The following is a 13192-nucleotide window of genomic DNA, read 5'->3' as shown; positions in this document are numbered from 1 at the left end:
CGCCGCGGCGCGTTCGGCGCCGAACGGACCTCACTGGGACACCTTGTACGTGTCCCCGTACACCTTCCACTCCAGCGGTGGACGGAGGTCGAGGTTCCCCTCGTCGAGGAAGCGCCGCTGGGCCGTGTCCACGCGGCTGGTGTTCACGCCCGGCCTCTTGGTCAGCATCGCCGTGCGACGGGCGTCGAGGAACGCGCTCAGGTACGCCTTCTCGTCGCCGCCCTCCGCCGGACTGTCGGCCTTCCGCAGGGCGGCGGCGCGGATGCCGCCCATGCTGAACCGGTCGCTGCCCGGGCCGTGGTAGACCATCGCGTCGTAGTAGACGAACTGACCCAGCAGGCCCAGCCCGTCGCGGACGGCGAGACGCAGCGCCGGTACGAAGTAGGCGTTGTCCCGCTTCGCATCCTGGGCCTCGCGGAAGGCGGCGACCTTCGACTCCTGCTTCCAGGCCGCAGGGAACCCCGGATCCAGCCCCCTGTGCGAGTCCGTGCCGTCGACCTCGCGCAGCGCGGGCAGGTAGGGCGCGAGAGCGTTGTCCGGGTGCTTCTTCGTGTAGTCCTCGACGAGGGCGAGCAGGTCGTGGGTGCCCGTGCAGAAACCGATGATGCCGGCCGTGTAGCCCTGCCCGTCGCCGATGTCCTCGACATAGCCGTACGCGCTGCGCCAGTCGAGCGTGCCGTTCTCGGCGCTCGCCACGAGCTGCTGGGCCAGCTCCTTCTTCGCCGGGTCGGCGAGCGTGACCTCCGCGTCCAGCGAGCCGGCCCTCACCCGTCTGACGTCGGGGCCGCGGGAGTCGTCCGACGCGACGGACAGACACGCGGTCGCCGCCAGCAGCGGGACAACGGCGAGGAGGAGAACGCCGGGTCGTTTCATGGGGCACAAGGGTACGGGCCGGGGTGCACAACGGTCATATGCCGCCCGGGCGGCCGTACGGGTGACGTATCCTCAGCAATCCCGTCCGCCCTGCGAGGGAGTCAGACATGGTGGCGATCAGTCTCACCAAGGTGCAGGAGACCGCGCCCGCACTGGTCAGCCTGTACAAGAGCGCCGGAGCGGCTGTCGAACGGCACGGGCTCGACGGTCAGCGGGCCGCCGTCTATCTGGTGGTCGACCACTCCGGTTCCATGAGGCCCTACTTCAAGGACGGCAGCGTGCAGTCGCTGGCTGACCGGGTGCTGGGGCTCTCCGCACACCTGGACGACGACGGGACCGTTCCGGTCTTCTTCTTCTCCACCGACATCGACGCTACGACGGACATCGCGCTCGACAACTACCAGGGGCACATCGAACGGATCGTGACCGGCCTGGGTCACATGGGCAGAACCAACTACCACCTCGCCATGGACGCGGTCATCGAGCACTACCTCGACAGCGGGGCGAGCGACCCCGCCCTCGTCGTCTTCCAGACCGACGGCGGCCCGACGAGCAGACCCGCCGCCGAACGGTACGTGTGCAAGTCGGCCCGGCTGCCGCTGTTCTGGCAGTTCATCGGCTTCGGGGACGCCGGCAGCAAGCAGTTCGACTTCCTGCGCAAGCTCGACGAACTGACGGTGCCGCAGCGGCGGGTCGTCGACAACGCGGGGTTCTTCCACGCCGGATCGGATCCGCGCGCCGTGTCCGACGACGAGTTGTACGACCGGCTGGTGGGCGAGTTCCCGAAGTGGCTGGTCGCCGCCCGGGCCGAGGGAATCGTCGGCTGAAACGCCTGCGGACCCCTCTTCCCTAACAAGTGTTTGGTAGGTACTGTGGGTCCATGGGAGACGTCGACAGTCCGGCATACGTGGCCGGACACGGGCTGCTGAAGGGCCGCACCGCCGTCATCACGGCAGCCGCGGGCGCGGGGATCGGCGGGGCGACCGCGCGCCGGTTCCTGGAGGAGGGCGCGCGCGTGCTGATCAGCGACGCGCACGCACGGCGGCTCAAGGAGTACGAGGAGGAGCTGGCCGGGGAGTTCGAGGGTGTCGGCTCGCTGCCCTGCGACGTCACCGACGAACACCAGGTGCGGGCCCTCTTCGACACTGCCGTGGAAGCACACGGGCGGCTCGACATCGTCGTCAACAACGCGGGCCTGGGCGGCACTTCGACCCTCGTCGACATGACGGACGAGCAGTGGTCGAGGGTGCTGGACGTGACGTTGGGCGGCACCTTCCGGTGCGTGCGGGCGGCGCTGCGGGCCTTTCGGGAGAGCGGTTCGGGTGGGTCCGGCGTGATCGTCAACAACGCGTCCGTCGTCGGCTGGCGGGCCCAGGCCGGGCAGGCGCACTACGCCGCCGCGAAGGCGGGCGTGATGGCGCTGACCCGGACCGCGGCGATAGAGGCCGCGGAGTACGGGGTCCGGGTCAACGCGGTGTCACCGAGCCTGGCCATGCATCCCCACCTCGTGAAAGTGACCACCCCCGAACTGCTGGCCGAACTGACGGCCCGTGAGGCCTTCGGGCGGTATGCCGAGCCCTGGGAGGTGGCCAACGTGATCGTGTTCCTGGCGTCCGGCTACTCCTCGTACCTGACCGGAGAGGTCGTCTCCGTCAGCAGCCAGCACCCCTAGGACCAACAATGGAACCGTGCCTCCTACGAAGAAGAAGCTCCAGGTGACCGCCGCGCCGGCCCGTCGCCGCGAACTCCTCGACACCGCCGCCGAGGTGTTCGCCGAACAGGGCTACAACGCCACCACCGTACGCAAGATCGCGGACCACGCCGGCATGCTCGCGGGCAGCCTCTACTACCACTTCGACTCCAAGGAATCGATGCTGGAGGAGATCCTGCGCACGTTCCTCGACGAGCTGTGGGCCGGGTACGACACGGTCCTGGACGCCGAGTCCGGACCGCGCGAAACACTGGAGGCGCTGGTCACCGAGTCGTTCCGGGAGATCGACCGGCATCGCGCCGCCGTCGCGATCTACCAGAAGGAGTCCAGGCAACTCGTCGTGCAGGAGCGGTTCGCGTTCCTCGCCGAGTCGCAGCGCAGATTCGAGAAGGCGTGGCTGTCCACGCTGGAACGCGGAGTCGCCGCCGAGGTCTTCCGCGCCGACCTGGACATCCGCCTCACCTACCGCTTCGTGCGCGACACCGTCTGGGTCGCCGCGTCCTGGTACCGGCCCGGCGGACAGCACAGCCCGGAGGAGATCGCCCGCCAGTACCTGTCGATGGTGCTGGACGGCATCGCAGTACGTGAGTAGCCGATGTGAACAGCCCTTTTATGTGAGGGAGTTGCCATGGCCGAGGCCTATGTCGTCGAAGCGGTTCGTACGCCCGTCGGGCGGCGCGGAGGTGGTCTGAGCGGTGTCCATCCGGCGGACCTGGGCGCGCACGCGCTGGCGGCGCTCATGACGCGGGCCGGGGTGGACCCGGCCGCCGTGGAGGACGTCGTCTTCGGGTGCCTGGACACGGTGGGGCCGCAGGCCGGTGACATCGCCCGCACCTCCTGGCTGGCCGCCGGACTGCCAGAGGAGGTGCCGGGCGTGACCGTCGACCGGCAGTGCGGCTCCTCCCAGCAGGCCGTGCACTTCGCCGCGCAGGCCGTGCTGTCCGGCACCCAGGACCTGGTTGTCGCGGGCGGCGTCCAGAACATGTCGATGATCCCGATCGCGTTCGCCTCCCGGCAGGCGGCCCTGCCCCTGGGCCTCACGGAGGGCCCCTTCGCGGGCAGCGCGGGCTGGCGGGCGCGGTACGGGGAACGACCGGTGAACCAGTTCGCCGGCGCCGAGATGATCGCCGCAAAGTGGGGCATCAGCAGGCAGGACCAGGAGGAGTACGCGCTGCGCTCGCACGAGCGAGCGGTACGTGCCATCGACGAGGGCCGGTTCGCCCGCGAGACCGTGGCCTACGAGACGGTGACCGTCGACGAGGGTCCGCGCCGGGACACCTCTCTGGCGAAGATGGCCGGGCTGAAGCCCGTGATCGAGGGCGGCACCATCACCGCCGCCGTCTCCTCCCAGGTGTCCGACGGCGCCGCCGCGATGCTGATCGCCTCCGAGCGGGCGGTCCGCGAACACGGGCTGCGACCCCGGGCCCGCATCCACCACCTGTCCGTACGGGGCGAGGACCCGATCCGGATGCTGACGGCGCCGATCCCGGCCACCGCCCACGCCCTCAAGAAGACCGGCATGTCCATCGACGACATCGACCTCGTCGAGATCAACGAGGCCTTCGCCCCGGTCGTCCTGGCCTGGCTGAAGGAGACGGGCGCCGATCCGGCCAGGGTCAACGTCAACGGCGGCGCGATAGCCCTTGGCCATCCCCTCGGCGCGACCGGCGTCAAGCTGATGACGACCCTGCTGCACGAACTGGAGCGTACGGGCGGGCGGTTCGGTCTCCAGACGATGTGCGAGGGCGGGGGACAGGCGAACGTGACGATCATCGAACGGCTTTGAACAGCCCGATGGACAGTCCAGCGGGCAGGACGGTGAACGGCACTGGGGACGGCGTTGGAGACGGCGTTGGGAACGGCACCGTGAGTGGTCGTCTGCGCGGGCGGCTCGCCCTTGTCACCGGCGGCACCCGGGGAGTCGGCGCGGGCATCGCCCGAGCCCTTGTCGAGGCGGGGGCGGAGGTGCTGGTCTGCGCTCGTCGACCGCCTGCAGTCCCTTTGCCCGGCGTGGGGTTCAGGGCTGTCGACCTGCGCGACCGGACTGCCGTGTTCGACTTCGTCGGGGGTCTGCCCCGCCTCGACGTCCTCGTCAACAACGTGGGGGGCAGTCCTTACCGGCCGCTGGGCGGCGGTGATGTCGAGCGGCATGCCCGGGTCATCGAGCTGAACCTGATCACGCCGCTCACCGTCTCCCTCGCCGCGTACGAGCACCTGAAACGGGCCCGGGGATCCGTCGTGATGATCGGCAGCGTCAGCGGGAGCCGTCCCTCGCCGGGGACCGCCGTGTACGGCGCGGCGAAGGCGGGGCTGGAGCACCTCGCCCGTTCGATGGCCGTGGAGTGGGCCCCCGACGTACGGGTCAACACCCTCGTCGTCGGCATGGTCCACACCGAACTGTCCCATCTGCACTACGGCGGCAGCGAAGGCCTCGACGCCGTCGCCCGCACGGTCCCGGCGGGCCGCCTGGCCGACCCGTCCGACATCGGCGCCGCAACGGTGTTCCTCGCCTCCGACGAGGCGGCGTACATCAGCGGGGCGAGTCTGCTGATGCACGGCGGGGGAGAGCGACCGGCGTTCCTGGACGCGGCTACGGCGAACAGGGGTGGCGGGTGAGGGCGGGGGTTTTCGCCCCCGCCGCCCTTACCCATCCCATCCCTGGGGCTGCCGCCCCCAGACCCCTGCTCCGGCCCGGTAGGGGCTTGTCCTCACCCCCCCGCCAGAGAGGCCCCCAGACGGGCTGAAATCCCGGCCTCCTACCCCACCCCCAGTACCTCTTCCAGCACCGTCACGATCACCGCGTGCCCGGTCCCCTGATCGGCGCCCGCCACCACGTTTCCGTCCCGCACCAGTTCCACGGCCACCCCCTCCGCCCAGCGCCGCGTCACGTACTCCCCGCCGAAGCCATGCGCACGCTCCAGCCCCGCCCGGAGCTCTGACGCCACGTCCAGCCGCGTCCACCGGCGGGCCTCCGTCAGCGCCTGAGCCCTGGATCCGGCGCCGTGCGCCAGCAGGGACCGTACGCAGGCGGGGGCGCCCCGGCGGGCGGCCGTGACCAGTGGGAACTCGCCGGTCGGGCCGGGGCGGTTCGGGTCGGCGCCCGCCGCCAGCAGGGCTGCGGACACCGCCGCGTGACCGCGACGCAGGGCCCAGTGCAGGGCCGTGAAACCGAACGCCTCCACCGCGTCGGGCACGGCGCCCGAAGCCAGCAGCGCGCGAACGACCTCGGTGTGCCCGCCGCAGGCCGCCCCGCACAGAGGGAGGTCCGAGCCCGTGCTCAGCCGGTCGGGCGCGGCACCGGCGGACAGCAGCAGCCGTACGATGCCGGGCGCGTCGCTCACCGCGGCCACGTACAGGGCGGTCTGCCCGTCCTCGTCCACCGCTTCCGGGCTCGCCCCGAGGCGCAGCAGCCGTACGACCGCGTCCTCGTCACCTTCGTACACCGCGGTGAAGAGATCACGCTCTCTGCCGTTCGGAGGTTCTTGCCCGTTCATACCTTCCGACCTTCGCTCCCGAAGGGTCGGTGAGGCAAAGGGTTTCGGGGTGAAATGCCCCACGCTTCCCCGCCGTCATGTGTCGCACTCCAGCACTGTCCGGCACACCCCGCACCGTGCCCGTACCCGCCCCCGTACCGGCACCCTGATGCGCTGGTGGCAGGTGGGGCAGGGGAACGAGACCCGCAGCAGTGGACCGTGGTCGCCGGGGGAGGAGCCGGGGGAACCGGGGGTGAAGCTGTACGGGACACCGGCCGGCCGCGACGCGTCCGGCGCTTGGTGGTCCTGGGCATGGCGACGGTCGCGGGCGTAGCGGCGGCGGCCCGCCCAGCCCGCCGCCGTGAGCGGGGGCTGGCGCGTGTCGCGGCGGGCCAGCTCCATGCCCGCCGTGTACGCCGTGTACGCCTGCGGGCTGGTGAACCAGATCGCCGGGTCCTCGTCGAAGACCAGCGCACGCTTGGCCAGGACGTACCCGAACTCCTCCGGCGTGAGATAGCCGAGCTTCTGCGAGGAGGTCGCGTCCTCGCGGAACGCGTCGAGGAGGAGCCAGCCCGCGCCCAGATACGCCGCCGCCGTGTCCGTGAGGATCTCGTTGTCGCGGGTCCCGGGGAAGGACAGGTCGAGGCGGTGCAGATAGACGTGCATCACCTCGTGCGCGAGGGCCGCGCCGATGTCCCCGCGATGGGTGCGGAAACGGTCGTTCAGCTCGATGAAGTACTCGGGCCCCGCCGCCAGTTCGACGTTCGCCGCGTGGGTCATCTCGCGGAAGCCGATGATCATGCGGGCGTCAGGGAGCCGGTAGTGGCGCACCATCTCACGGGCCACACGCTGTGCGCCCAGATGCAGGTCGTCGGTGTCGCAGAAGGCCACGTCGACCGGGGCCACGCTGGTCGCGAAGGTCTGGACGGTGTCGTACGACAGCCTCTTGTAGAGCGCGTTGATCGCGGCCCGCACCGTCTCCAGGTGTGGGTAGCCGTGCTCGACCGGTCCGCCGTTCGCCACGTCCGTACCCCCAAGACGCCCTGAACTCTTCTCCACTTTACGTGCCGGGGAGCTGTCGGTAAGAGCGGTTTTCCTACCGTCCGGTTCCGCCGTGGGCACGTGAGATCCGCCCTTGTTTCACACCCACCCCGATCTTCATACTTGCGTTCTTTGTCACCACCCCCCAGGAAAGGACGTACGTTGACCCACACCTCGTCGGCCGGAAGAGGTTTCTCCCTGGTCAAGCGGGCCGCGGCGGTCGGTGCCGCGGCCCTCACGATCGCGAGCCTCCAGCCGCTCGCCGCACAGGCCGCGCCCGCGCCCGTCGTAGGAGGAACGCCCGCCGCGCAGAGCGAGTTCCCGTGGCTGGTGCACCTCTCGATGGGCTGCGGCGGCGCGCTCTACAAGAAGGACGTCGTCCTGACCGCCGCCCACTGCGTGGACGGCTCCGGCGCCACCACCGGCATCACCGTCACCGCCGGGGTCGCCGACCTGAACGCCTCGGGGGCGATCAAGGTCAGGTCGACCAAGGTCCGCCAGGCGCCGGGCTACGACGGCAACGGCAAGGACTGGGCGCTCATCAAGCTCGCCCGGCCGATCAACAAGCCCACGCTGAAGATCGCCACGACGACGCGGTACAACCGCGGCACGTTCACCATCGCGGGCTGGGGTGACACCACGGAGAACGCCGGCACCGGCACGACCAAGCTCCTGAAGGCCACCGTCCCCTACGTCAGCGACGCGGGCTGCAAGCTGCACTACGGCAAGCGGCTCGTGCCCGGCGACGAGCTGTGCGCCGGCAATCTGGCGGGCGGCGTCGACACCTGCCAGGGCGACTCAGGCGGCCCCATGTTCCGCAAGGACGACACCGGTGCCTGGATCCAGGTCGGCATCGTCAGCTGGGGCGACGGCTGCGCCCGGCCCGGCGTACCCGGCGTCTACTCCCAGGTGTCCACGTTCGCGAAGGACATAGCCCGGGCGGCGTCCGCGCTGTAGGGCCCCGACTCCGGCGGGGCCGCACGGCCTCGCCGGCAACGCGGGCACGCGCGCGTGCGGGGGCGTCAGCAGCAGCACGCACAGGTCAGGCCCTGCCCGGCTCCACGGAGCTCCGGGCAGGGCCTGACCTGTGCGCACTCCAGCTCCAGCTCCAGCACCCGAACCCCGGTAGCGCCCCAGGTCGAACCCGTTGACCCATGCGAACCCCCGTGCCCACACCGGCAGTTCGAGCCGGGAGTCCCCGGCCTCGCGCACTGTCACGGCCCCCCGGTACAGCCTCGGGGCGTCCTCGGCGGGAAGCGCGGGCACACGCCCCCGGGTGATGTCCTCCGGCTCGCCGATGCGCGGCCCGTAGCCGACCCTCCCCAGGGACTCCACCCACAGCCCCACGCGCGCGTGCCCCGCGACCGGCTCGGTGAGCCGCACATACCCCTCGCCGAGCACCCCGGCCCGCACGCCGTCGACGTACGCCACCCCCAGATCGCGACCGAACCGGCCGGCCGGCCGGCGGAAAGTCCGTGTCCCCCCGGTGAACTCGCTCATGCTCCGCACCCCCACCTCTGGCGGCGGACAGCGTCCATGGACAAAGATCAGCGCCAGTTGGACCGGGCTCTCCACGGTCCTCGACACCTCTCGACCGCTCTCGAACGTCGGTCGGGAGGGACGATCACGGCACAGGCGGGAGGAACGCGGATGTACCGCACCTGGATGCGCTTCTTCAGCCCCGCGCCCGCCCACCACCGGCTCGGCCTCGTCTGCCTCGGCGTCGGCCTCCAGCACGGCGCCCTGCCCACCGTCGGCCCGCGCGTCCTCGACCACCATGTGGCCGTCGTCGTGAGCAGTGGCCGAGGCTGGTTCCAGGGCACCGACGGACACCGCCGGCCCGTCACCGCGCCCGCCCTGATCTGGCTCACCCCCGGTACGACCCACCACTACGGGCCCGACCCCGACACCGGCTGGGACGAGGCGTTCGTCGACTTCACCGGGCCCGCCACCGCCACGTACGCCGAACTCGGCTACATCGAGCCCGAGCGGCCCCTCGTGCCCCTCACCGACGCCGGACCCGCCCGGGCCGTGATCGGGCGCATGGCCCGCGCCGCACGCCGCGACAACCCCATCCTGGAGGTCGAGACGGCCGCCGCCGTCCACGAACTGCTCGTCGCCCTGCGCCGTACCCGCGCCGACCTCGCCCCCGACGGCGACCAGGTCCTCGCGGCCCTCGCCCACGACGCCTGCCGTCCCCTGACAGTCGCCGAACACGCCGCCCGGCACGGCATGACCCCCGCGGAACTGCGCACCGCGGTACGACGCGGCGCCGGATGCAGCCCCAAGGACTACCTCCTCGGCATCCGGCTGAGCCGCGCCAAGGAACTCCTCGCCGCCACCGAACTGCCCGTCGCCGCGGTCGCCCGCCGCGTCGGCTACGACGATCCCGCGTACTTCTCCCGCCTCTTCACCCGCCGCGTCGGCATGGCCCCCGTCCACTTCCGCGCCCAACAGGGACGCACGGTTCCCGGCGGCTGGAGCGACCGGGTGCCCGATCCCGCCGACCCACCGATGATCGAACACCCGTACACCGGTTGACGCCGAGATCCCGCCTGCCTCACCCACCCCGCGAAACCCCGACGCCCCACGAGGCCGCCCGACCGCGCCACGTAATGTGGACGCCCATGACCACCAGCAACAACCGTGAAGTCGACCCCGCGATCCGCGCGGAACTCGGCCGGCTGCGCGAGAGCATCGACAACATCGACGCCGCCGTCGTCCACATGCTCGCCGAGCGCTTCAAGTGCACCCAGCAGGTCGGCCACCTCAAAGCCGCGCACCAACTGCCGCCCGCCGACCCGGACCGCGAGGCCCAGCAGATCGCCCGGCTGCGCCGCCTGGCCGAAAGCGCCAACCTCGACCCCGCGTTCGCCGAGAAACTCCTCAACTTCATCATCGCCGAGGTGATCAGACACCATGAGCGCATCGCCGACGACGCCCTGAACGGCGGGAAACCACCGGTGAACTGACCCTCGGGGCGTGTGCACTCCACGTGCACCCGTAGGCAGCTGACGAGCACGGCGCGTCAGCGCCACGGGTGCCTGCCGGCTGTCCACACGGGAGGGGACCTGGCGTCCGACCTACCGCCGGACGGGCGGGAAGTCAGTCCTGCGGAGGCCACGTAAGGCCGGCCCTCACCGGTCGGCGGAGACCTGTGAAACAGGAACCCGCGGCCGGGCCGCGATGGGCGTCACACCCTGCGCCCCGCCCTCCCGCGCCTGGAGGAAGGCCGCCGCACCTATGCCGTGCCCAGGCCGCGTAAACGGCCCCACGGGCCGGACCGGAGGCAGGGGCGCACGCAGGGACAAAGGCCGTGTACCGATCCGCCCCTGTGCCCTGCCAGCGGCATCGGGCAGCATGTCCTCCATGTCCGTACTGACGCGCGACGAAGCGCAAGCCCGTGCCACCCTCCTGGACGTCCACCGGTACACGGTCGAACTCGACCTCACCACCGGGGACGACACCTTCGACTCCCGTACCGTGATCCGCTTCGCGGTGACGGCGGGCCACAGCGGCGCGGACACGTTCGTCGAGGTCAGGCCCGCCGAGCTGCGCTCCGCCACCCTCGACGGCCACCCCCTGGACACCGGCGCCCTCGCCGACGGCCGGCTGCCCCTGAAGGACCTCGCCGAAGGCGAGCACGAACTGCGCGTGGACGCCGCGATGCGCTACTCCCGCACCGGCGAGGGCATGCACCGCTTCACCGACCCCGTCGACGACGAGACCTATCTCTACACCCAGATGTCCCTGGAGGACGCGGCAGCCGTCTTCGCCAACTTCAACCAGCCCGACCTCAAGGCCGTCTTCGAGTTCACCGTGCGCGCCCCCGAGGGCTGGACCGTCCTCGCCAACGGCGTCACCACCGAAACCGCCGACGGCCTCTGGCAGGCCGCCCCCACCCCCCGCATCTCCACCTACCTCGTCGCCGTCGCCGCCGGCCCCTGGCACTCCGTCCGCAGCGAACACCGCGGCCTCCCCTTCGGCCTGCACTGCCGCCGCTCCCTCGCCCCCCACCTCGACGCCGACGCCGACGAACTCCTCGGCATCACGCGCGCGTGCTACGACCGCTACCACGAGAAGTTCGAGGAGCCCTACCCCTTCGACTCCTACGACCAGGCGTTCGTCCCCGAGTTCAACTTCGGCGCCATGGAGAACCCCGGTCTCGTCACCTTCCGCGACGAGTTCGTCTACCGCTCCGCCGTCACCGACACCGAACGCCAGACCCGCGCCATGGTCATCGCCCACGAGATGGCCCACATGTGGTTCGGCGACCTCGTCACCCTCCAATGGTGGGACGACATCTGGCTCAACGAGTCCTTCGCCGAGTACATGGGCTACCAGACCCTCACCGAAGCCACCCGCTACACGGACACCTGGACCGACTTCGGTGTCTCCCGCAAGGCCTGGGGCTACGACGCCGACCAGCGCCCCTCCACCCACCCCGTCGCCCCCGAGTCCGTCGACGACACCGCCGCCGCCCTCGTCAACTTCGACGGCATCTCCTACGCCAAGGGCGCCTCCGCCCTGCGCCAACTCGTCGCCTGGCTCGGCGAGAAGGACTTCCTCGCCGGCATCAACACCCACTTCGCCCGCCACCGCTTCGGCAACGCCACCCTCGCCGACTTCATCGACTCCCTCGCCGCCGCCACCGAACGCGACGTCCACGCGTGGGCCGACGCCTGGCTGCGCACCACCGGCGTCGACACCCTCACCCCCCGTCTCACCAACGGCGACGCCGGCGTCTGCACCCTCAGCGTCCGCCACGACGGCAGCCGCCCCCACCGCGTCGCCGTGGGCCTCTACGACCACGACGTCGCCGGCGACGGCACCCTCGCCCTGCGCGAGCGTCTCGACGTCGACGTCCCCCAGGACGCCCCGCAGCCCATCGGCAAGCGCCCCGCCCTCCTCCTAGTCAACGACGGCGACCTGACGTACGCCAAGGTCCGCTTCGACCCCGAGTCCTTCAAGACCGTCCGCACCGCCCTCTCCGGCCTCCCCGACCCGCTCACCCGCGCGGTCGTCTGGAACGCCCTGCGCGACGCCGTACGCGACGGCCAACTCCCGCCCGCCGACTACCTGGAGACCGTCCGCGCCCACCTGCCGCGCGAGACCGACCTGGCCCTCGTCCAAGGCGTCCTCACCTTCGCCTCGACCGTCGTCGCCGACCGCTACCTGCCCCCGCGGGAACGCCCCGCCGCGCTCGCAGCCCTCGCCTCCCTGTGCCGCGACCTCATCCGCCGCACCGAGGACGGTGACCACCCCGGCCTGCGCCTCATCGCCGTACGCCACTTCATCGCCGTCGCCGCCCACCCCGACACCATCGCCGCCTGGCTCGCCGACGGCACCGTCCCCGGCGGTCCCGAACTCGACCCCGAACTGCGCTGGCGCGTCCTTGCCCGGCTCGCGGTACTCGGCGCCACCGACGAAGCCGACATCGACGCCGAACTCGCCCGCGACCCCAGCGCCTCCGGACAGGAAGGCGCCGCCCGCTGCCGGGCCGCCCTGCCCGACCCCGAGACCAAACTCCGGGCCTGGGAACAGATGTTCACCTCGGACGCGCTCTCCAACTACCTCTTCGTCGCCACCGCCCAGGGCTTCTGGCAGCCCGAACAGACCGACCTCACCGAGGAGTACGTCAAGCGGTACTGGACCGACGCGGTCGCCCTCGCCGCCCGCCGGGGCCCCGCCATGGCCGACGCCGCCGGCCGCTGGGCCTTCCCGGCCCACTCCGTCACCTCCGACACCCTCCGCCTCGGCGAGAAGTGCCTGCGCGACGCCGCGCCGATACCGGGCCTGCGCCGCAAACTCGTCGACCAGCTCGACGACCTGGGCCGCGCACTGCGCGTCCGGGAAGGGGCACAGGAACGGGCGTAACGCCCCCTACAGCGCCCGGAACGGGTAACGGACAGGGAAACGCGTACGGGTAACGCGTAGGAGCACAGCGGCACGCGTGGGCACGTGTGGGGCACGGGGACACCCCTGCCCCACACACCCTCCCCACGGCAAGCCCCGTACCCCCTTTCGGGTTCCGATCGTTGGTCTTCCCGGGCGCGTCGCCCCCGTCCCGTCCAAGCTGGAACTCCCCAGCCAC

12 protein-coding genes and 1 pseudogene are annotated in these 13192 nt (G+C 71.3%); 9 read left to right on the top strand and 4 right to left on the bottom strand.

What is annotated here, in order from left to right; translation table 11 throughout:
• Positions 1 to 30: 30 nt before the first annotated feature.
• Positions 31 to 873, bottom strand: a complete 843-nt coding sequence (locus QA861_RS34800; RefSeq protein WP_334592668.1) for a chitosanase — start codon at positions 871 to 873, stop codon at positions 31 to 33.
• A 107-nt stretch (positions 874 to 980) separates the two neighbouring features.
• Between QA861_RS34800 and QA861_RS34795 the strand changes: the two genes are divergently transcribed.
• The 5 genes from QA861_RS34795 (at position 981) to QA861_RS34775 (ending at position 5200) form a co-directional block, all read left to right on the top strand.
• Positions 981 to 1700, top strand: coding sequence for a vWA domain-containing protein (locus QA861_RS34795; protein ID WP_334592666.1), 720 nt, complete (start codon positions 981 to 983; stop codon positions 1698 to 1700).
• Positions 1701 to 1753: 53 nt separating this feature from the next.
• On the top strand, positions 1754 to 2545 hold the full coding sequence (locus tag QA861_RS34790) for an SDR family oxidoreductase (protein WP_334592665.1): 792 nt from the start codon (positions 1754 to 1756) through the stop codon (positions 2543 to 2545).
• A gap of 16 nt (positions 2546 to 2561) precedes the next feature.
• Complete coding sequence (locus tag QA861_RS34785; protein WP_334592664.1) at positions 2562 to 3176, top strand: TetR/AcrR family transcriptional regulator; 615 nt, start codon at positions 2562 to 2564, stop codon at positions 3174 to 3176.
• A gap of 36 nt (positions 3177 to 3212) precedes the next feature.
• Positions 3213 to 4370 carry an acetyl-CoA C-acetyltransferase gene (locus QA861_RS34780; RefSeq protein WP_334592663.1) on the top strand — a complete coding sequence of 386 codons (1158 nt, stop codon included), beginning with the start codon at positions 3213 to 3215 and terminating at the stop codon, positions 4368 to 4370.
• A gap of 80 nt (positions 4371 to 4450) precedes the next feature.
• Entirely contained in the window at positions 4451 to 5200 is a 750-nt protein-coding gene (locus QA861_RS34775) for an SDR family oxidoreductase (RefSeq protein ID WP_334592662.1), read from the top strand.
• A 140-nt stretch (positions 5201 to 5340) separates the two neighbouring features.
• Here the strand turns inward: QA861_RS34775 and QA861_RS34770 are convergent, their stop codons facing one another.
• The gene (locus QA861_RS34770; RefSeq protein WP_334592661.1) at positions 5341 to 6078 is read right to left on the bottom strand and encodes an ankyrin repeat domain-containing protein; all 738 of its coding nucleotides are present in this window, start codon (positions 6076 to 6078) and stop codon (positions 5341 to 5343) included.
• Between the two features lie 75 nt (positions 6079 to 6153).
• Positions 6154 to 7080 carry a hypothetical protein gene (locus QA861_RS34765; RefSeq protein WP_334592660.1) on the bottom strand — a complete coding sequence of 309 codons (927 nt, stop codon included), beginning with the start codon at positions 7078 to 7080 and terminating at the stop codon, positions 6154 to 6156.
• Positions 7081 to 7260: 180 nt separating this feature from the next.
• On the opposite strand from QA861_RS34765, the gene QA861_RS34760 reads away from it, so the two are divergent.
• Positions 7261 to 8055, top strand: coding sequence for a S1 family peptidase (locus tag QA861_RS34760; protein WP_334592659.1), 795 nt, complete (start codon positions 7261 to 7263; stop codon positions 8053 to 8055).
• A gap of 156 nt (positions 8056 to 8211) precedes the next feature.
• On the opposite strand, the pseudogene QA861_RS34755 reads toward QA861_RS34760, so the two are convergent.
• Positions 8212 to 8541 (bottom strand): annotated as a pseudogene (locus QA861_RS34755) (beta-galactosidase); the annotation flags it as partial.
• A 207-nt stretch (positions 8542 to 8748) separates the two neighbouring features.
• Here QA861_RS34755 and QA861_RS34750 point away from each other — a divergent pair.
• From QA861_RS34750 to pepN, 3 genes are all read left to right on the top strand, one after another.
• A complete protein-coding gene (locus QA861_RS34750; protein ID WP_334592657.1) occupies positions 8749 to 9639 on the top strand; it encodes a helix-turn-helix transcriptional regulator in 891 nt (296 codons plus the stop codon).
• An 86-nt stretch (positions 9640 to 9725) separates the two neighbouring features.
• Positions 9726 to 10070, top strand: coding sequence for a chorismate mutase (locus QA861_RS34745; protein WP_334592656.1), 345 nt, complete (start codon positions 9726 to 9728; stop codon positions 10068 to 10070).
• A 388-nt stretch (positions 10071 to 10458) separates the two neighbouring features.
• Positions 10459 to 12975 carry an aminopeptidase N gene (gene pepN, locus QA861_RS34740; protein WP_443041617.1) on the top strand — a complete coding sequence of 839 codons (2517 nt, stop codon included), beginning with the start codon at positions 10459 to 10461 and terminating at the stop codon, positions 12973 to 12975.
• Positions 12976 to 13192: the final 217 nt, after the last annotated feature.

Source organism: Streptomyces sp. B21-083, from assembly GCF_036898825.1.
Lineage (GTDB): Bacteria > Actinomycetota > Actinomycetes > Streptomycetales > Streptomycetaceae > Streptomyces.
The sequence above is the reverse complement of the archived record's forward strand: the minus strand, read 5'-3'. Positions and strand labels throughout refer to the sequence as shown.